Source organism: Kocuria rhizosphaerae, from assembly GCF_044462265.1.
GTDB classification, from domain to species: Bacteria; Actinomycetota; Actinomycetes; order Actinomycetales; family Micrococcaceae; genus Kocuria; species Kocuria rhizosphaerae.
In genome coordinates this window covers 1-19,388 of the sequence record NZ_JBISWL010000114.1, presented here as the reverse complement: position 1 = coordinate 19,388, position 19,388 = coordinate 1, and the positions used below count along the sequence as shown (strand labels likewise).

17 protein-coding genes are annotated in these 19,388 nt (G+C 72.9%); 8 read left to right on the top strand and 9 right to left on the bottom strand.

Features of this window, described 5'->3' with window-relative positions; genetic code table 11:
* Positions 1–11: 11 nt before the first annotated feature.
* From ACH9EU_RS13305 to ACH9EU_RS13295, 3 genes are read right to left on the bottom strand one after another with little or no spacing between them, the layout of a single operon-like run.
* The gene (locus ACH9EU_RS13305; protein ID WP_396414393.1) at positions 12–2,012 is read right to left on the bottom strand and encodes a TRAP transporter fused permease subunit; all 2,001 of its coding nucleotides are present in this window, start codon (positions 2,010–2,012) and stop codon (positions 12–14) included.
* Positions 2,002–3,156, bottom strand: coding sequence for a TAXI family TRAP transporter solute-binding subunit (locus ACH9EU_RS13300; RefSeq protein ID WP_396414392.1), 1,155 nt, complete (start codon positions 3,154–3,156; stop codon positions 2,002–2,004). The genes ACH9EU_RS13305 and ACH9EU_RS13300 overlap by 11 nt, the downstream gene beginning before the upstream one ends.
* Before the next feature lie 27 nt (positions 3,157–3,183).
* Complete coding sequence (locus tag ACH9EU_RS13295; RefSeq protein WP_396414391.1) at positions 3,184–4,008, bottom strand: enoyl-CoA hydratase-related protein; 825 nt, start codon at positions 4,006–4,008, stop codon at positions 3,184–3,186.
* Positions 4,009–4,197: 189 nt separating this feature from the next.
* Between ACH9EU_RS13295 and ACH9EU_RS13290 the strand changes: the two genes are divergently transcribed.
* Together ACH9EU_RS13290 and ACH9EU_RS13285 are read left to right on the top strand one after the other, a co-directional pair.
* Positions 4,198–5,394: an acyl-CoA dehydrogenase family protein gene (locus ACH9EU_RS13290; RefSeq protein WP_396414390.1), complete on the top strand. Its 1,197-nt coding sequence runs from the start codon at positions 4,198–4,200 to the stop codon at positions 5,392–5,394.
* A gap of 253 nt (positions 5,395–5,647) precedes the next feature.
* Positions 5,648–7,000, top strand: coding sequence for an MFS transporter (locus ACH9EU_RS13285; RefSeq protein WP_396414389.1), 1,353 nt, complete (start codon positions 5,648–5,650; stop codon positions 6,998–7,000).
* Between the two features lie 91 nt (positions 7,001–7,091).
* On the opposite strand, the gene ACH9EU_RS13280 is transcribed toward ACH9EU_RS13285, so the two are convergent.
* On the bottom strand, positions 7,092–8,402 hold the full coding sequence (locus tag ACH9EU_RS13280) for a heparan-alpha-glucosaminide N-acetyltransferase domain-containing protein (RefSeq protein ID WP_396414388.1): 1,311 nt from the start codon (positions 8,400–8,402) through the stop codon (positions 7,092–7,094).
* A gap of 143 nt (positions 8,403–8,545) precedes the next feature.
* Complete coding sequence (locus ACH9EU_RS13275; protein ID WP_396414387.1) at positions 8,546–9,049, bottom strand: hypothetical protein; 504 nt, start codon at positions 9,047–9,049, stop codon at positions 8,546–8,548.
* A 266-nt stretch (positions 9,050–9,315) separates the two neighbouring features.
* Here ACH9EU_RS13275 and ACH9EU_RS13270 point away from each other — a divergent pair, with 266 nt between their 5' ends.
* The 3 genes from ACH9EU_RS13270 (at position 9,316) to ACH9EU_RS13260 (ending at position 12,484) form a co-directional block, all read left to right on the top strand.
* Positions 9,316–10,065: a winged helix-turn-helix domain-containing protein gene (locus ACH9EU_RS13270; protein WP_396414386.1), complete on the top strand. Its 750-nt coding sequence runs from the start codon at positions 9,316–9,318 to the stop codon at positions 10,063–10,065.
* Complete coding sequence (locus tag ACH9EU_RS13265) at positions 10,065–11,660, top strand: ATP-binding protein (protein WP_396414385.1); 1,596 nt, start codon at positions 10,065–10,067, stop codon at positions 11,658–11,660. The genes ACH9EU_RS13270 and ACH9EU_RS13265 overlap by 1 nt, the downstream gene beginning before the upstream one ends.
* 209 nt (positions 11,661–11,869) lie before the next feature.
* Positions 11,870–12,484 carry a DUF305 domain-containing protein gene (locus ACH9EU_RS13260; RefSeq protein WP_396414384.1) on the top strand — a complete coding sequence of 205 codons (615 nt, stop codon included), beginning with the start codon at positions 11,870–11,872 and terminating at the stop codon, positions 12,482–12,484.
* Positions 12,485–12,513: 29 nt separating this feature from the next.
* Here the strand turns inward: ACH9EU_RS13260 and ACH9EU_RS13255 are convergent, their stop codons facing one another.
* The 4 genes from ACH9EU_RS13255 to ACH9EU_RS13240 form a co-directional block, all read right to left on the bottom strand.
* Positions 12,514–13,755, bottom strand: coding sequence for a heparan-alpha-glucosaminide N-acetyltransferase domain-containing protein (locus ACH9EU_RS13255; protein WP_396414383.1), 1,242 nt, complete (start codon positions 13,753–13,755; stop codon positions 12,514–12,516).
* 199 nt (positions 13,756–13,954) lie between these two features.
* Positions 13,955–14,275 (bottom strand): antibiotic biosynthesis monooxygenase, encoded by a 321-nt coding sequence (locus tag ACH9EU_RS13250; RefSeq protein WP_396414382.1) that lies wholly within the window; start codon positions 14,273–14,275, stop codon positions 13,955–13,957.
* A gap of 74 nt (positions 14,276–14,349) precedes the next feature.
* Positions 14,350–15,606, bottom strand: a complete 1,257-nt coding sequence (locus ACH9EU_RS13245; RefSeq protein WP_396414381.1) for an MFS transporter — start codon at positions 15,604–15,606, stop codon at positions 14,350–14,352.
* A gap of 3 nt (positions 15,607–15,609) precedes the next feature.
* A complete protein-coding gene (locus tag ACH9EU_RS13240; protein ID WP_396414380.1) occupies positions 15,610–15,969 on the bottom strand; it encodes a universal stress protein in 360 nt (119 codons plus the stop codon).
* 340 nt (positions 15,970–16,309) lie between these two features.
* Between ACH9EU_RS13240 and ACH9EU_RS13235 the strand changes: the two genes are divergently transcribed.
* Genes ACH9EU_RS13235 through ACH9EU_RS13225 form a run of 3 tightly spaced genes read left to right on the top strand, consistent with a single transcriptional unit; the run spans position 16,310 to position 19,357 of the window.
* Positions 16,310–17,266, top strand: a complete 957-nt coding sequence (locus ACH9EU_RS13235) for a tripartite tricarboxylate transporter substrate-binding protein (protein WP_396414444.1) — start codon at positions 16,310–16,312, stop codon at positions 17,264–17,266.
* Positions 17,266–17,850 (top strand): tripartite tricarboxylate transporter TctB family protein, encoded by a 585-nt coding sequence (locus ACH9EU_RS13230; RefSeq protein WP_396414379.1) that lies wholly within the window; start codon positions 17,266–17,268, stop codon positions 17,848–17,850. The genes ACH9EU_RS13235 and ACH9EU_RS13230 overlap by 1 nt, the downstream gene beginning before the upstream one ends.
* A 1-nt stretch (position 17,851) precedes the next feature.
* Positions 17,852–19,357: a tripartite tricarboxylate transporter permease gene (locus ACH9EU_RS13225; protein WP_396414378.1), complete on the top strand. Its 1,506-nt coding sequence runs from the start codon at positions 17,852–17,854 to the stop codon at positions 19,355–19,357.
* Positions 19,358–19,388: the final 31 nt, after the last annotated feature.

Genomic DNA, 19,388 nt, shown 5'->3' with positions numbered 1-19,388 from the left:
TCTCCTTCCGGTCAGACGGTGGCGGTCACGGGCGCGGGGGCCTGCGCCGGCACGGGATCGTCGTCGTCGTCCGTGGGCCCGGCCTTCACCGTCAGGAAGGTCAGCAGCACGCTCCCGGCGACCAGGGCGAGGCCGGCGACGGCGGTGGGAACCGTGGGCAGGAAGAGCAGGAATCCGCCGGCCGCGGAGGCGACCCGGAACAGCACGGGCATCCGGCGGTCGAATCCGACGATCCAGCCCTCGATCGCCGAGGCCAGGGCGTAGACCCCGGCCACGCTGAGCACGAACGCGAGCACGATCCGGCCGGGCGAGTCCTGGGCGACCAGTGCCGGGTTCAGGGCGAAGCCGAACGGGACGATGTACTTCACCGCGCCGAGCTTCATGGCCGCCACGCTCGTGGCCATCGGCGGCGCCTTGGCCAGTCCCGCGGCGGCGAAGGACGCCAGGCCCACGGGCGGGGTGATGTAGGAGACGGAGGCCCAGTAGATGACGAACAGGTGCGCCGCGATCGGGTTCACGCCCAGCTCCACCACCGCCGGCACCATCACGATCGCGAGGAACACGTAGGCCGCCGAGATGGTCATGCCGGTGCCCAGGATGAAGCACGTGACGGCGCCGGCGATGAGGATCAGCACCACGTTGTCGCCGACCAGGGAGACCAGCTCCCGGGCCAGGGACAGGCTCACGCCCGTGGCGGTGAGGCCGCCGAGGATGAGCCCCACGCCGGCGATGATGCCGATGATGCTGCTCAACGTCCGGCCGGCGTCCACGAGGAAGTCCGTGAACTGCCGCGGGCCGAACGTGCGGCCCGGGCGGAGCACGGCCACGGCCAGCAGCACGAGCACCACCCAGTACGGCACCTGCGCCTCGGAGTTCGTGAGGAAGAGCAGGCCGGTGAGCAGGCCCAGCGCGAGGACGTAGGGCCAGCCCTGCACCAGGGTGGCGAGGGTCCGGGGCAGCAGGCGCGCCGGCACCCCGCGCAGCCCCTTGCGGGCCGCGTAGCCGTCCACCTGCAGGTAGATCCCCAGGAAGTACAGGACGGCGGGGATGGTCGCGGCCACGAGGATCTCGGTGTAGGGCACGCCCACGAACGAGACCATGAGGAACGCCGCGGTGCCCATGATGGGCGGGGTGATGGAGCCGCCGGAGGCCGCCGTCGCCTCGACGCCTCCCGCGTAGGTGGAGCTGAAGCCGGACTTCTTCATCGCCGGGATGGTCATGGGACCGGTGGTCAGCACGTTGGACACCGCGCTGCCGCTCATCATGCCCATCGCGGCGCTGCTGGCCACGGAGACCTTCGCGGCACCACCGCGGTAGCGGCCGAAGATCGACATCGAGAGGTTGTGGAAGAAGTCGGCGCCGCCGGTGTGCTGCAGGGCCACGCCGAAGATCAGGAAACCGATCAGGATCGTGGCGGCGGTCTGGATGGGCAGGCCCAGCACGCCCTCGGCGCCCATCGCGTGCACCTGGGCCAGGGTCGGCAGGTCGTACGTGACACCCTGCAGGACTCCGACGGGGAGGTCCTCGGCGACCAGCGGGTAGACCGAGAACAGCAGGGCGATGACCGTGACGACCGCCCCGCCGGTACGGCGCAGGGCCTCGAGCACCACGAGCCACAGGACGAGGCTCGCCGCGGTGGCGGCCGTGGGCGCCACGAACTCCCAGCCGTAGTCCTTGATGCGGGTCCCGTTGACCGCGAAGTAGAGGCACACGGCCGCGGTGACCAGCATCAGCACGACGTCGTACCAGGCCACCCGCGGGCAGTCCGCACCGCCGCCGGGCTCCCCGTCGGCCGCGACGCGCCGGGCGAGGGGCTCCTTGCGCAGGGGGTGGACGATGAACACGACCGGGAGGAAGGCCCCGAGGACGAGGTACAGGTAGGAGTTGGTCAGCAGGGACAGCCCGCCCACGTTCCAGAAGAAGACCTGGTTCATGGCCAGCAGCACGCCCAGCACGGTCAGCACGATCACGACGGTCCGCCAGAACGGCGTCACCCGGGTGTCAGTTCTCATCGTCGGTCCCCTCGGTCCCCAGCTCGGTCTTCTTCCACGTCGCCCAGTTCTGCTCGAGCTCCTCCTCCGAGGAGGCCTCCACGACGCCGGGCCACGCCTCGCGCATCTTCTCGCCGCGCTCGACGAGCTCGTCGTTCTTCCGTTCCAGCTCCTCGGTCCACACCCCGCGCTCCTCGAAGTAGCGGACGGTCCCCTCGTGGAAGGGCACGACCAGGGGCTCCTTGAGCACCTCGTCGAGGCCGAACTGTTTCGCGTCGGGCGTGGTCCGCGCGTAGTGCTCGAAGTTGTCCACGATCGCCGTCACGAGGCGGTGGACCTCGTCCGGGTCCCGGGTGCCCATCGTGGTGACGGGGATGGTGTACTCGAGGACGCGGGCCGTCTCCCCCTCCTCCATCCCGGCGCCGTCGGCGATCTCCCCGACCGAGACCATCGGGGCGAGCTCCTCCCAGGTCTCGTAGCGGGCCGGGTCGGGGTCGTCGAAGCTCAGCCACTTCACGTCCGTCGTGGACGCCAGTTCCTCGATGTTGGAGCCGACGACGTTCTGGTACAGCGCGTCGATCTGCCCCGCCTCGAGCCCGGCGATCTGCTCTCCGTAGGAGATCGGCACCTCCTCGACGTCGTCCCACGTGAGACCCCCGTAGTTGAGGAAGGCCTCCATCTTGTTGTTGATGGACGTGCTCGCCGTCAGCCGGGGGAAGCGCTTGCCCTCGAGGTCCTCGAACGAGTCGATCCCGCTGTCCTCGCGCACCAGCAGGCCGTAGTTGCCCAGCGGCGCCCAGACCATGCGGATGTCCTGGGGACCCCACTCCGGGTTCGCGTACTCGTACATGCCCTCGAAGGCGTAGTAGTACTCGTCGCCCGCCCGGGAGTAGTCGGCCGTCCCGTTCACCAGCGGGGCGAGCCGGCCGATGCCCGTGTCCGCGGTCATCAGCCGTACCTGCACGCCCTCCTCGTTCGTGAGCGTGTTCGCGACCGCGGCGAGATCGTTGTAGGTCCCGGTGCCCACGTTGTAGGTGGACCACACCAGTTGCCGCGGGAGGCCGCCGGGGCCGGTGGGCTCGTCCCCCTGGGCGGCGACGCAGCCGGTCAGACCCAGCAGCGCGGCGGCGCCCAGGGCGGCGAGCCGCATTGTCGTTGTCCTCATGATGACCTTTCCACGTGCGGTGGGCGCTCAGCGCCCGGAGAAGGTGGGCTCGCGCCGCTCGAAGAACGAGCGCCTGCCCTCCAGGAAGTCGGATGTGCCGAAGAGCACGGGCTGGTGGGCCTGCTCGAAGGCGAGGGCGTCCTCGAGGGAGCCCGAGGCCTCGCGGACCCCCCGCTTCACCGCCGCGACGGCGAGCGGCGCACGGCCGGCGAGGTCCAGGGCCAGCTCCGTGGCCGTGCTGAGAACGACGGCGTCGGCGACCACGTGGTCCGCCAGCCCCACGGCCAGAGCGGTCCGCGCGTCCACGGGCTCGGCCGCCAGCAGGAGGGTCCGGGCCCGGGCCGGGCCCACGCGCTGGGCCAGCGAGTGCAGCAGCCCCCCGTCGGGCACCAGGCCCAGGCGGGTGAACGGGAAGAGGAAGCGTGCTCCCTCACCGGCGACCACGACGTCGCAGCAGCACACCAGACCGGCGGCGACCCCGGCCGCGGGCCCGGTCACGGCGGCGACCACCGGCTTGTCCAGGGAGGAGAGCTCCCGCAGGAGACCGGCGACCTCCGCCATCCGGGCGGTGGACTCCTCCGGGTCGGCCGGCGGCATCGAGGCGAGGTCCCCTCCGGCGCTGAAGCACGGCCCCGCCCCGGTGAGCACCACGGCCCGGACCACGGGGTCCGCGGCGAGGTCGCCGATCGCGGAGCGCAGCTGCCGGCGCAGGCCGGAACCGAGCACGTTGCGGCGGCGCTCGTCGTCGAGCGTCACCACGGCCACGGGACCGGTGCGGTCGACACCGACCCGGGGCCCGGCGACGAGGTCGGTGGCGGGGTGCGTGTCGGTGTCGGTGAGCGGTTCGGGCACGGGAGTCCTCCGTGGGTCGGGGCGGTGTATTGCAGATCACACTGCCCGAAGGACTGTAGAAGCTCAAATACCTAATGACACCTTCAGTGATACCTGTTGCTCAATTGTCCGGAGAAGGGTTCCCCTGCCCGGGTCCGTGCGCCACCCTCGTCACAGGCATCCGCCCGCCCCGCCACCCAGGAGGACCCCATGACCGCCGCCGCCGTCGACCTGCCCGACCTGATCGATCTGCTCGACCTCGAGTCCGACCTCGCGCCCGAGGAGCGCGAGACGCGCGACGCGGTCCGCGAGTTCGTGGACCGCAGGATCCGCCCCAACATCGCCGGGTGGTTCGCGGACGCCGTCTTCCCGCAGGAGATCGTCCCCGAGATGGCGCAGCTCGGCCTCCTGGGGATGCACCTCCAGGGCTACGGGTGCGCCGGGAAGTCCGCCGTGCAGTACGGCATCGCCATGCAGGAGCTGGAGGCCGGGGACTCCGGCCTGCGCACGTTCGTCTCGGTGCAGGGCTCGCTCGCGATGTCCGCGATCGCCAAGCACGGCTCCGAGGAGCAGAAGCGGCGCTGGCTGCCCGGCATGGCCGCGGGCGAGATCGTCGGCTGCTTCGGGCTCACCGAGCCCACCGCCGGCTCGGATCCCTCGACCATGGCGACGACCGCGGTCCTCGACGGCGGCGAGTGGGTCCTCGACGGCGCCAAGCGCTGGATCGGTCTCGCCTCCATCGCGCACGTGGCCGTGATCTGGGCCAAGGCCGTCGACGAGAGCGGCCTGGAGCGGGTCCGCGGCTTCCTCGTGCCCACGGACACCCCCGGCTTCACGGCCACCCCGATCGAGCCGAAGCTGTCGATGCGGGCGTCCGTCCAGTGCGACATCGCGCTGGAGGACGTCCGGCTCCCGGCGGACGCGATCCTCCCGGAGAACCCGGGGCTGCGGGGCCCGTTCTCGTGCCTGAACGAGGCGCGCTACGGCATCGTCTGGGGCGCGCTGGGGGCCGCGCGGGACAGCCTCGAGGCAGCGCTCGCGTACTCCCAGCAGCGCATCCAGTTCGACAAGCCCCTCGCGGCCTACCAGCTCTCGCAGGAGAAACTGGTGAACATGGCGCTGGAGATCCAGAAGGGGCAGCTGCTGGCGCTGCGCATCGGGCGGCTCAAGGACGAGGGCCGTCTGGAGAACCACATGATCTCGGCGGGCAAGCTCAACAACTGCCGGGTCGCCATCGAGGTGTGCCGGGAGGCACGCACGATGCTCGGCGGCAACGGCATCACGCTCGAGCACTCCCCGTTGCGCCACGCCAACAACCTGGAGTCCGTGCGCACCTACGAGGGCACCGACGAGGTGCACACCCTGATCCTCGGCCAGAGGCTCACCGGCCACTCCGCGTTCCGCTGACCACGGGGTGACGGGGCTCTCCCCGGACCTGACAATCGGACCAAGATCACAGCCCGCGGCCATGGGCCGGCGCGCCGATGGCACGTAGCATCGAGAGCAGCTGTCCTGCACCGATGCCTGCTCCCCATCGCCCCGCCACGTCTCCGGGGTCGACGCCGCGCTCGTTCCCGCGCTCGTTGCCGCCCGCGTTCCCGCGCCGGTGCCCGCGCTCGCCCCCGCACCCGATCTCCCGTCCGTTCCGGAAGGATCCGCCGTGTCCGCTCCCCGCACCTCCCTGCTCCAGGTGGTCGACGCCCCAGGCCGCACCGGCACCCGACTCGCCATCCTCGCCCTGGCCATGGGCGGTTTCGGCGTGGGCACCACCGAGTTCGCCTCGATGGGCCTGCTGCCGTTCATCTCCGGCGACCTGGACGCCTCGGTCCCCGAGGTCGGCCACTCCATCGCGCTCTACGCCCTGGGCGTGGTCGTCGGCGCGCCCCTGATCACGACCCTGGCGGCCCGCGTGGAGCGCAAGACGCTGCTGCTGGCCCTGATGCTCACGTTCGTCGTCGGCAACGGTTTCTCGGCCGCCGCGCCCTCGCTGGAGTGGCTGTTCGTCTCCCGCTTCCTCTCGGGCCTGCCCCACGGGGCGTACTTCGGGGTGGCCGCCGTGGTGGCCGCCTCGCTTGTGCCCCGCGAGCGCCGCGGCACCGCCGTGGCCCGCGTGATGCTGGGACTCACGATCGCCAACATCGTGGGCGTGCCGTTCGCGGCGGCCCTGGGCGGCGCCCTCGGCTGGCGCGCCGCGTACCTCCTGGTCGTGCTCATCGGCCTCCTCACCCTGGGCGCCCTGGCGCTGTGGGTGCCGCGCACCCGCAACGAGGGCATGGCCTCGGCCGCCCAGGAGGCCCGCGCCCTGGCCCGGCCGCAGGTCGCCCTCACGCTGCTGGCCGGAGCCGTGGGCTTCGGCGGCATGTTCGCGGTCTACACCTACATCTCCCCCACCCTCACCGAGCTCACCGGCCTCGACATCGGCACGGTCCCGTGGGTGCTCGCCCTGTTCGGCGTGGGCATGACCGTGGGCTCGCTGCTGGCCGGCCCGCTCATCGACCGCTCCGTCGAGCGCACCGCCCTGGGCAGCGCGGCCGTCTCCGGGCTGGCGCTGGCGGCCTTCGCGATGTTCGTCCACGTGCCCGCGGCGGTCTTCGTCGTCGTGCTGTGGATCGGCATCATGGGCTCGATCTTCACCACCTCGCTGCAGGTCCGCCTGCTGCGCGAGGCCAAGGACGCCCCCTCCCTGACGGCCGCCATGAACCACGCGGCGTTCAACTTCGCCAACGCCATGGGCGCCTTCCTGGGCGGCGCGGTGATCTCCGCGGGCTGGGGCTACCGCGCCCCGGCCGTGGTGGGCGTGGGACTGGCCGTCGTCGGGCTGCTCGTCCTCGCCTGGGCGGTGCACCGCCGGCAGCTCACCCTCGGCCGGACCGCGACGGCCGACGGCGTGGAGTCCGGTGCTGCGGAGTCCGGTGCCGCGGAGTCAGGCGCTGCGGAGTCCGGTGCCGCCGATCCACGAGCTGCGGGCTCCGGTGCCACCGCGGCCGGGGCCTCCGTCGGCGCGACCCGGTAGCCGCGCCCTTCCCGCGCGGCGGCCGGCCCGAGCCGGACGGCGGACGGCCTCACCCGCGCGTCGGGCTGCCCTCGCCCAACGGCGGCCGGCCTCACCCCGTGCGGCCGCCCGCCAGGACCTTGCGGCGGACGGCTCGCACGGCCGCGGCGACCGCCCGCTCGAGGGGCCCCTGCCCCATGACCCGGTGCCAGACCAGCGCGAGGACCATCGCGACCCCCACGTGGACCACGAACCACATCGGCTCGTCGTAGTGCAGCTCGGTCGACAGGGCGAGCAGGTGGGCCGAGTACACCGTCAGGGTCATGGACCCCATGGCGCTCAGCGGCAGCAGCCACCCGCTGGTGCGGCGGGCCAGGAGCAGGCAGAGGCCCAGCACCGCGGCCGCCGAGCCCAGGCCCAGGAGCAGGGCCGGTGGGGTGTTGGTGTAGGGCCCGGCCACGGCGAGCCACCACCACGTGGTCGTGGGCAGGGTCGGATCCGGGCCGAACCGCAGGACGTCGGCGACCAGCTCCCGGTCCAGGCCGGGGGTGCTGCGCACGAGCTCCGCGAGACCGCCCGCGGGTCCGAGGAGCAGCCGTGAGGTCGCCCACGCCGCGGCGGCCAGCAGCACGCCGCCGACCAGCAGGCCGATCTGGGTCCGGAGCCGGGACAGGTCCAGCCGGCCGATCGCCAGTCCGGCCAGGAGATAGGCGAGGTAGGGCAGGGCCGGGAACACCCCCGTCAGCAGCAGCCGTGCGGCGGAGCCCCCCGGGTCCGTCAGCAGGTCGGCGAAGGCCAGGTTGTAGTTCTCGACGACCGGCAGGACGTCCCGCAGCAGGTGCATGAGCGCCGGCCCGGCGAGGGCGAAGCATCCCGCGCAGAGCAGGAGCGCCCGGGCGGAGAGCCCCAGGAACGGGATGGCCAGCAGGAAGAAGGCCCCGTAGTAGACGAGGATGTTGACGGCCGGGACGTCCTCGATCGATCTCCCCGGGAGCGCCTGGTTGATCGCCAGGCCCAGGGACGCGATGAGCAGCGCCCGGACGGCGACACCCCAGCGGTCCGCGGTCATGGCCCGGCCGGTGTGGGGTGTGCGAGCCCCGGTGCTGAAGGCCAGGCCCACGCCGGCGAGCAGGGCGAACAGCGCGGCCGAGCGGCCCGCGAAGACCGTCCACTGGAGCGTGGGCTGGAACGTCGCCGCGTTCCAGGCGGGCAGGATGTGGATCGAGATCATCCCGATCAGGGCCAGCCCCCGGGCCGCGTCGATGCCGACGAGGCGCCGCTTGACGGGCGCGGCGGGCGGGGCGGCGGCGGTGACCGCGGACGAGGACGTCGCCGAGGTGCTCCCGGCGCCGGCGCCGGACGTTCGTGGCGCGGTCCCGGCCCACGGCATCCCCCGTGCGGAGTGGTGGCGGTCTTCGGTCATGGCAGGTGTCCCCCGGACGCGACGTGCCGACGGACCCCCTGTCCGCCGGTCCGGCCCCGCAGGACCGATACAGGTCCACTGTGATCACCGCGCATATGGCGCAGATGTTGGCGGCCTGTGTTTCTCCTGTGAGGGGCCGGGTGTCAGGCCCCGGCGCCGAGGCCGCGGAGGCGCCCGGCCAGCGCGGTCCCTGCCCGGCGCACGGCCGCGGCGGCCGGCCGGACGACGTCACGGCGCGGGGCGGCCGAGCCGGCGGCGTGCTCCGTGGCCTGACCGGCGGCGGAACCGGCGGTCCGAGCGACCTCGTGACCGGCCGCGTGGCCGGCCGAGGTCACCGGGTCGGGGCGCAGGCCGGCCGTGTGACGGTGGGCCATCGCCCGCAGCTCCACGGCCGGGTACTCGAGGCTGCGGAGAACGCCGTCGGCGGGGCGGGTGGCGAGGAAGGCGGTGGCGGCGTCCTGCAGGGAGCGTGCGGCGACGAAGGGCGCCGCGGCCGCCACGTGCGGCCGCACGGCGGTGCGGTAGACGGCCCGCTCGTGCTCGGCGCAGTCCGTCCAGGACGGGCGGAGCGGGTCGGCCCCGGCGGCCCGCTCGTACTGGGCGCGGGCGGCGGCCTCGACGGCGGCGGTGATGTCGACGGTGTTCATGTCCACTCCTCGGGAGGCGGTGCTGGTTCGATGGATCCAGCATCCGCACGGGGTCTGTGCCCGCGCTGTGCCCGGAGGCCGACCCGGGCTGTGACTTCGGGAACGGTCGCACAGCTGTAACACAGCTTCCACAGGAGCGGTGCCTATCCGGGTGCGGAAGACTGGGTGCGTCACCACGGTGCGGGTCGGCCCGCACCGGCACAGTCGTCCCCCGGGCGGCCGCGGCGCACCCGCGCCCGGCCCTCCGGCCGGAACCGGGAGCTCCCATGTCGTCCGTCTCCAGCTTCGCCGCCCTCACCGAGGTCCTGCCCCGCCTCACCCACCCGGACGGCTCGCCCGTCCGCGTCCTCGTCGTCGACGACGAGCCGGCCCTGGCCGATCTCGTGGCCATGGGGGTGCGGATGTGCGGGTGGGACGCACGGATCTCCCACGAGGGCCACGACGCCGTGCAGCAGGCCCGGGACTTCGCCCCGGACGTGCTCGTCCTGGACCGGATGCTGCCGGGCCTGGACGGCCTGGAGATCCTGGCCCGGATCCGCCGGTCCTACCCCGAGGTGCCGGTCCTGTTCCTCACGGCCATGGACACGGTCCAGGACCGGATCCAGGGCCTGGCCTCCGGCGGGGACGACTACGTGACCAAGCCCTTCTCGATCGAGGAGGTGCTGATCCGCCTGCACCGGCTCGTCCAGCGCTCCGGGGTCTCGGCCCAGGACAGCGCCACGCTCGTGGTGGGGGACCTCGTGCTCAACACCGACCGGCGGGAGGTGACCCGCGGCGGCGAGCCCGTGGAGCTGACCACGACCCAGTTCGAGCTCCTGCGCTACCTCATGGAGAACCCGCGCCGGGTGCTGTCCAAGGCCCAGATCCTCGGTGCGGTGTGGCACTACGACTTCTCGGGGCAGGCCAACATCGTGGAGCTCTACATCTCCTACCTGCGCAAGAAGATCGACGCCGGCCGCGCCCCGATGATCCACACCGTCCGCGGAGCGGGCTACGTCATCAAGCCCGCACCCTGATGGCCGCCCTCAAACCCTCCCGTGCGCGCGGGACCGTCGGCGTCTTCTCCAGGGGGCGCTGGCGTCCGGTCCCGTGGGACCACAGTGCCGGACGCAGCGCTCGCTGGGACTCGCTCCGGCTGCTCGCCCGGCAGCTGCGGACCAGGCTCCTGCTCGTGGTGGTGGGGCTGCTCGCGGCGGCCTGCACGGCGCTGAGCCTGCTCGGCCAGGCCGCCCTGGACATGACGCTCACCCGGCAGCTGGACGAGGAGCTGTACCGGACGAACCAGCGCGTGCAGGAGGTGGGCGTGCAGGGCGTGACCGACCTCGAGCTGGACGGCGAAGAGGGCCCGCCGGGCGGGCGGGCGCCGCTGGCCGGCAACGTGACGGTGCAGGTCGTGCGCGGTGAGGTCAGGGGCGGCCGGGTCTTCGACGCCGACGGCGAGGAGCAGCCCGTCCCCGAGGAGGACGCCGAGCGGATCGAGGAGATCGTGCGGCGCCTGGGCAACGACCACGGCGGGCGGACCGGCGAGGAGCTGGGACCGGTGGACACCGCGCTGTCCTCGGGCGGCTACCGGCTGCTCGCCCTGGACGACCCGTACCACCTCGGCTCCGTGCTGGTGGGGGTCCCCCTGGACGAGAAGCAGGAGACGATGCGGGCGTTCGGCGTGGCGAGCGGGCTGCTGTCGACACTCGCGGTCGTCGGCTCCGGGATCCTCGGCTGGATCCTCGTCCGCCGGTCCCTGCGCCCGCTGGAGCAGGTCTCCGCCGCGGCGGCCGACGTCGCCCGCCTGCCGCTGGCCTCGGGGGAGGTCTCCCTGGCGGACCAGCGCGTCCCCGCGGAACTGGCCGAGCCCGGCACGGAGGTCGGGGAGGTGGGCTTTGCCCTGAACTCCCTGATCGACAACGTGGACTCGGCGCTCGCGGCCCGGCAGCGCTCCGAGTCGAGGCTGCGGGAGTTCGTGGCCGACGCCTCCCACGAGCTGCGCACGCCCCTGACGGCCGTGCGGGGCTACACCGACATGCTGCGGCTCACCGAGCCGCTCACCGAGGCCGGCCGGGCGTCCCTCACCCGCGTCGAGCAGCAGACGCTGCGGATGACCGCCCTCGTGGAGGACCTCCTGCTGCTGGCCCGGCTGGACCAGGGCCGCCCGCCGGAGATGCGGGAGGCCGACCTCGCGGAGCTCGTCCTCGAGTCGCTGACCGACGCCTCGGCCGCCGGACCCGACCACCAGTGGTCCGTGGACCTGCCGGAGGAGGCCGTGCCCGTGCGCGCCGACGTGGGACAGCTCCGCCAGGTGCTCGCCAACCTGCTCTCCAACGCCCGCAAGCACACGCCCGCGGGAACCGCGGTCACCGCCTCCGTCCGCCGCGCCGCGGACGGCTGGGCCGAGGTCTCCGTGCTGGACGAGGGCCCGGGCATCCCGCCGGATTTCCAGGACAAGCTCTTCGAGCGCTTCAGCCGCCTGGACACCTCCCGGCAGACCCGCGAGGGCAGCACCGGGCTGGGGCTGTCGATCGTGCGCTCGGTGGTCGAGGCCCACGGCGGGACGGTGGGCGTGGACTCCCGGCCCGGCCGCACGGTGTTCACGGTCCGGCTCCCCCCGGCCGGCTGACGGCGCAGCGCCCGGCCACCGCCGTCAGGAGCCGCGGGCGGCCCGTCCGGCCCGCCCGAGCCGGCTGGTGACGGGCCGACCTTCTTCGTCGAATCTTCAGAGCCGTCCGGCCCGACGCGGGGAGCCGGTTGACTACGGTCTGTTGTATGTCATGAGGCGCGGTTCCACACGGTCGCGCCGAGCCGGGCAGCGGAGAACGGAGGAGTTCTGTGTCGGACACGGGAGACGAACGGGCCCACGAGCACCAGCACGGTGGGAACCAGCACGGCGAGCACGGGTCGCACGGCTCCACGACGATGTACGTGCGCTTCGGGGCGATGATCCTGACGGCGATGGTGGTGATGTACGCCGCCATGTTCATCGGCTCCTGGGAGTGGAGCCACGTGCGCTGGAGCGAGAACCGCCTCTTCATGACGCTCACGATGGGCGGGACCATGGGCCTGGTCATGCTCGCCTGGATGCTGAACATGTACAAGAACACCAAGGCCAACGTGGCCGTGGTGGTGATCAGCCTCCTGCTCCTGGGCGGCGGAGCCTACCTGGACCGCAGTCAGACCACGGTGCAGGACACCGCGTTCATGAGCTCGATGATCCCGCACCACTCCCTGGCCATCACCCGGTCCGAGCGCGCCGAGCTCGCCGACGTGCGGGTGTGCGAACTGGCGGTCGAGATCAGCGAGGCGCAGCGACGGGAGATCTTCGAGATGGACTGGCTGATCGAGGACATCGAGCGCAACGGGGTCGCGGCGACGGCCCAGGAGGCCGAGGCCCGGCCGGTCCCCGACCACGAGGGGCCGGCGCAGCGTCAGTGCCCCACGGACTGAGCTGATTCCGCTTCGCCGGCGACGGCCCGTCAGTCCCGGCGCCCGCCCCTGCGGAGGACGAGCCCGCGGGCCCCTCCGGCGGACCGTGCCACGACCTGCTCGAGAGGACCGCGGCCCCTGGTCCGGTTCCAGACCGTGGCGAAGACGGCGGCGACGAGCACGTGGACGACGAACCACAGGACGGGCAGGTCGTAGTGGAGCATCGGCGCCAGTCCGAGCAGGTGCGCGGTGTACAGGGTCAGGGTCATCGACCCCATGGCGCTCAGCGGGAGCAGCCACGAGCTCCACCGGCGGGTCAGCAGGAGGAAGAGGCCGAGCACGGCGGCCCCGCCGCCCAGGTCCTGCAGGACGGCGACCGGCGTGTTGGTGTGCGGGCCCGGGGTCAGCAGCCACCACCAGGTCGTGGTGGGCAGCTCCGGGTTCGGGCCCCACACCACGATGTCGGTCACGCCCTCGTCGGTCATCCCGGGGGTGGCGCTGATCAGCTGCTCCCATCCGCCGCCCTGCACGACCAGGGCCCAGTAGACGAGCCACGCCCCGACGGCCAGCAGCAGCCCGGCCCACAGCAGCCGCCCCTGCACGCGGGCCGAGCGCAGGTCCAGCCGGCCGATCGCGAGTCCGGCCAGGAGGTAGGCCAGGTACGGCAGGGCGGGGTAGGTGCCGGTGAGCAGCACCTGGGCGAGCACCGTGCCGGGGTCGGAGGCCACGCCGGCGAGGGTGGGGTTGTAGGTCTCCATCGCCGGCAGCACGGGGCGCAGCACGTGCACGAGGACCGGACCGAGCACGGCGGAGCCCCCGGCCAGGACGAACAGCGACCGCGCCCCGAGGTGCAGGAACGGGATCGCGAGCAGGAAGAACATCCCGTAGTAGACGAGGATGTTGTACGCCGGCGGATCCGCGGGCATCGCCTGGTTGACGAGCAGGCCCAGCACGGTGATCAGGACCGCCCGCACGAGCAGGCCCAGCCGGTCGGCGCTCGCGGGCCGGCCCCGGTGGGGTGTGCGGCCGCCGGAGGTGAAGGACAGGCCGACCCCGGCCAGCAGGGCGAACAGCGCGGCGGCCTGGCCCGCGAACAGCTGCCACTGCAGCGTGGACTCGAAGGTCTCCGGGTCCCAGGACGGCAGGATGTGGACGGAGATCATCCCGATCAGCGCGAGACCCCGGGCCGCGTCGACGCCCACGAGCCGTCGTCTCCTGGCGACCCGCGTGCCGGAGTGCTCCTCCCCCTCCCGGCACGGTCTCCCGGACGACGGGCTGTGGACGTCTGCCATGGCGGCGGGTTCCTCCTGTCGGACGTGCCGGCGGGCCCCCTGCCCGACGGTCGTGGACCCTCGGGTCCTCGCTGTTCACGAGCCAACCAGGCGGTAATGTGACGTCGTTATGGCGTTCCTGTGCGCAGCCTGTGGACGACCGGCGCCCTCGGCCGGGAGACCTCGTCCCGGCACGGGCGCCGGGGACCTCGGCCGGGGTTCAGGCCTCGGCGGTGGCCGTGGGGTCGAGGGACACGGCCACCTGCCAGACCACGAGGCTCGGCTCGGCTCCCACGGACCGGAAGAGCCGCGGCGCGGCGGGCGGTTCCGGCCGGGCCCGCATGGCGTCCAGGGCTGCCTGGTCCCGCCAGAGCGTCTGCACCCTCCACCTCCCGTCGCCGGCCCGGAGGAGCTCCGAACGGAGCAGGCCGTCGGGATAGGGCTGCGCGGCCAGGGCGCGGTAGCCGTTCAGAAGTTCCGTCTCACGTTCCGGAGACACCCGGGCAGAGACTTCGGTGAGGACGTGGGCCTGTGCGTTCACGGAGACTCCATTGTTCGGTCCGGTCACCGCATCCTACTCCCGGGCGGTCGTGCGGACCCGGGACGGGACGGAGCTCATGCCCGCCGCACGGTCTTCTCCAGCCCGCTCGCCAGCAGGACCGCGCAGGTGAACCAGATCGCCCCGGCGGGACCGAGCGGGGCGGCCACCAGGCCGGCGAGCAGGGGCATGGCCACCTGGCCCACGCGGTTGCCCACGAGGCGCACCGCCAGGGCCGAGCCCCGCCAGGAGGCCGGCACCGCCGTGGAGATCAGCGTCATGGTGAGCGGCTGCCCGAGCCCCAGGCAGAAGCCGCCCACGAACAGGCACAGCGCCGCCAGCCACGGCACCGTGATCACCAGGGGCGGCAGCACGAGGGCCAGTCCCGCGCCGTAGAGGCTGATCAGCAGCAGCGTCCTGCGGGAGAGCCGGCGGGCGAGCCACGGCAGCAGGACGCGCGAGACGATCGAGGCCCCGCCGCGCACGGCCAGCAGCACGCCCACCCAGGCCGGGGAGACCCCCGCCCGCTCGCCCACGAGCGGCAGGAACGCCGTGAGGATGTCGAGCATCGCCAGCAGCGAGAGGGCCGCCAGCATGTGGGACGGGACCCCCGGCACCCGCAGGATGCGCAGCATCGACGCCCGGGGCTCGGCCACCGCCTCGAGCTCACCGGTGGCCGGGTGCGCCCGCCGCGCGGCGTCGACGACGTCGTCGTCGGTGCGGTCCCGGCCGGAACGGGAGGTGCGGGCGCGCACGAGCATCACGGGGACCACGAGCAGGGACAGTGCCGCGCCGGCCCACAGCGCCAGGGTGATGTCGGCGACCCGCTCCGGGGAGTCGACGTCGTGGCCCGAGCCCAGCAGCAGGGCGGCCAGCAGCGGCCCGAGCAGCTGACCCGCGGAGAACGCGGCGGTGAACCAGCCGAACCCCTTGTCGAGCTGGTCCTCCGGGGAGAAGCGGGCCACGGCGGCCTGTCCCGCGATGGTGAACACCAGGTGCCCCATCCCGAGCAGGGCGCTCGCCGCGGCGACGAGCGCCGCACCGGGGGCGGCGCTCAGCGCCAGCGCCCCGAGGGCCAGGAGCAGGGCGCCGGCGACGACCATGGTCCGCAGCTCGCGCACGCGGTCGGTCATCCGCCCGAGCCACATCGCCGTCACGAGCGGGAGCACCGCGTAGGCGGCCGTGACCAGGCCGACCGTCACCGCGTCCGCGTCCAGGGACAGCAGCTTGTAGGTGGTGACGGGCCGGACCAGGTTCAGCGCGGTCTGGGTGAGCAGCGCACCGGCCACGAGGAACCACAGCCACGCCCCGGAGCGCGGTGCGGCGGACGCCATGCCTCAGGAGCGCCGGGGCTTGACCGCGATCACCGGGGCGTTCGCCTCGAGGAGGATCTGCTGGGCCGCGCTGCCGAGCAGCAGCTTGCCGACCGGGCTGCGGTGCTTCACGCCGATCACCACGGCGGAGGCGTCCACCTGCTCCGCGGTGTCGAGGAGCTCGCCCACGGCGTCCCGGTTGCGGGTGTCGGGGGTGCGGAAGGTGACGGGAACGCCGTCGAGCTCGCCGGTCTCGGGGTCCAGCTGGGCGCCCTCGAGGTTGAATACGAGCAGGTCCGACGCGCGGCGGCGGGCCTCCTCGACGGCGGCCGCGAGCGCGGCCTCGCCCTCGGGAGTGCTGGTGCGGGCGACGAGGACGGTCATGGGGGCCTCCGAGGGGACGTGGGGACGACGGGTGCCGGCTGTCGGAACCGGCCCCGGCGCGGCGCCGGACCCGGCGACGACACGGGATCCACCCTAGGGCCGATGCCGGCCGGCCGCCCGTTTCCGGCGTGAGCAGAATGCGCAGAACCAGCACAACGATCACTTCGCACGAAAGCCGGATCAACCGCCGGAGCGTGATCCGGGTCACCTACCGTCGATGCAGCGGCTCGGTCAGAGCCTCCCGTCCATCCCGACGCACACCGTCCCGAAGGAAGCGAAACCCGTGAGTTCACCACCGATCCAGACCCAGTCCGGCACGCGGCGCCGGCACCCGGTCGCGCTGGCCGTCTACGGCGTCGTCACCGCCGTCGTCGTCGGCCTGGCCGCCGTCTTCTCGTTCCAGTCCGCGGCCACCGGCTCGGACATCCGCGCGAACCTGACCCTCATCGCCCCGGCCGGCGCCGGCGGCGGCTGGGACACGTTCATGCGCGAGCAGCAGCAGGCGATGCGCGCCAACAGCCTGGTGAACAACACCCAGGTGGTCAACATCCCGGGCGCGGCGGGCACCATCGGCCTGGGGCAGCTCTCGACCATGGAGGGCCGGGCCAACACCCTGATGGTCACCGGTGCCGGGCTCGTCGCCGGCGTGGCGCAGCTCGACTCGGCCGTCACGCACGACGACGTGCGCCCGATCGCCCGGGTGGTCGAGGAGTACGACGTCGTCGTCGTCCCCGCCGACTCGCCCTACGAGACGATCGACGAGCTCGTCGAGGCGTGGCGCGCGAACCCGGCCGAGGTCGCCTGGACCGGTGGCGGCACCTTCGACCAGCTGGTGATGACGGAGCTCGCGCTCACCGCCGGCATCGAGCCCTCCGAGACCACCTACATCCCCAAGTCCGGCGGCGGCGAGGCCACCCAGGCCCTGATCACGCACACCGCCGACGCGGCGACCTCCGGCTACATGGACGTCGCGGACCAGATCGAGGCCGGCCGCCTGAGGGCCCTGGGCATGGCCGCCCCGCAGCGCCTCGAGGGGGTCGAGATCCCGACCCTCACCGAGCAGGGCTACGACGTGGACCTCGCGAACTGGCGGGCCGTCCTGGCCCCTCCCGGGATCACCGACGAGGAGTTCGCCGAGCTCCGCACCCTGCTCGAGGAGTCCATCGCCACCCCGGAGTGGCAGGAGGCCGTCGAGCGCAACAAGTGGACCGACGTGTATCTGGCGGGCGAGGAGTTCGACGAGTTCATGGCCTCCGAGCAGGACCGCATCGCCGCCCTGGTGAAGGAGCTGAAGTGATGAGCACGCCCACATCGAACACCGTGCACCGCGCCGAGATTGCCGAAGAGCGCCACGCGCAGACCCCCGGTGGCCCCGTTCCGCAACCTCGCGGCAGGTCTTCCTGGTGGGACGGGCGCAGCGGGCTCGTGGTGCCCGCGGTCCTGGCCGCGTTCAGCACCTACCTGCTGATCGGCTGCCTGACCATGGAGATCCCCGAGGGGACCGACTTCCCCGGGCCCACGTTCTACCCGCTGATCCTCGCGGTGGCCGGCTACGTGCTGACCGCCCTGCTCACCGTCCACTACCTGCGCTCCCCCGAGCACCCGGAGGAGACCTCGCAGCGCACCTGGCGCACCCACTCGGACTGGTCCGCGGTGGCCTGGGCCGCCGGCGGGTTCCTGGCCTTCGCGCTCACCATCGAGGTGCTCGGCTGGATCCTGGCCGCCGCCCTGCTGTTCTGGGCCGTGGCCCGCGGCTTCGGCAGCCGCCGGCCGCTCTTCGACATCACGCTCGCCCTGCTCGTGAGCAGCGCGATCTACCTGGCATTCACGGTCGGCCTGGGGCTCAATCTCCCGTCCGGCATCCTGGGAGGCGGTCTCTGACATGGAAGCACTGAATCTGCTGGCCGACGGGTTCGCGGGGGCACTCACCCCCATGAACCTCCTGTGGGTCGTGGTCGGGTGTCTGCTCGGCACCGCGGTGGGCGTGCTGCCCGGCCTCGGCTCCTCCATGGCGGTGGCCCTGCTGCTGCCCATGACCTTCGCCCTCGACCCCACCGCGGCGTTCATCCTGTTCGCCGGTGTGTACTTCGGCGGCCTGTTCGGCGACTCGACCATGGCCATCCTCATGAACACCCCGGGCCAGGGCTCGGCGATCGCCTCCACGTTCGAGGGCCACAAGATGGCCAAGGACGGCCGGGCACCGCAGGCGCTGGCCACGGCGGCGATCGGCGCCTTCATCGGCGGCATGGCGGCCTCGGTGGTCGTGGTGTTCCTGGCCCCGCAGCTGGCCGACTTCTCGGCCAACTTCGGTCCGGCCGAGTACTTCGCCCTGGCCCTGTTCGCCTTCGTGGCCACGTCCTCCGTGGTCTCCGACTCCGTGCCCAAGGGACTCGCGTCCCTGGTCCTGGGGCTGGGCATCGCCACCGTCGGGATCGACGCGATCTCCGGCTCCGAGCGTTTCACGTACGGCTCCCCGAACCTGTTCGACGGGGTCTCCCTGGTCACCGTGTCCGTCGCCGTCCTCGCCCTGGGCGAGGTGCTGCACGTGGCCGCCCGGATCCGCCGGGACCCCGCGGCCCACCAGACGAAGTTCTCCGGCCGGCCGTTCCTCTCCCGGGCCGAGTTCAAGGAGGCCGCCCCGGCGTGGCTGCGCGGCACCGCGATCGGCCTGCCCTTCGGCGTCATCCCGGTGGGCGGGGCCGAGGTGCCGACCTTCATGTCCTACGACGTCGAGCGGCGCATCGACCGCCGCCGCCCGAACCCGGTGTTCGGCAAGGGCGCGATCCGCGGCCTGGCCGCCCCGGAGGCCGCCGGCAACGCGACCACCGGCACCGCCATGGGCGCGCTGCTGGCCCTGGGCCTGCCGGTCTCGGCGACGGCGGCGATCATGCTCGCGGCGTTCCAGCAGTACGGCCTGCAGCCGGGCCCCCTGCTCTTCGACCGCGCCCCGGATCTCGTGTGGGCGCTGCTGGCCAGCTTCTTCATCGCGATGGTCGTGCTGCTGGTCATCAACCTGCCCTTCGCCCGGCACTGGGCCAAGCTCCTGCTGATCCCGAGCCCCTACCTCTACGCGGGGATCACGGTGTTCTGCGGGCTGGGCATCTACGCGACGTCGGGGGCGATCTTCGACCTGCTGCTGCTCCTGGGCCTCGGCGTGCTGGGCTTCCTGATGCGCCGCCACGGCGTGCCGGTCGCCCCGCTGCTGATCGGCATGGTCCTGGGCCCGCTGGCCGAGACCAGCATGCGCGACGCGCTGCTGTCCTCCAACGGCGACTACTCGGTGTTCGTGACCGGTCCGATCCCGCTGGTGCTCTACGGCCTGCTGTTCATCGTGCTGGCCCTGACGGTCCGCTCCAAGGTCGTCAAGCGGGCGAAGGTGGACGTGTAGTCCCCCGCGCTCCGCACGAACGAGCCGGCCC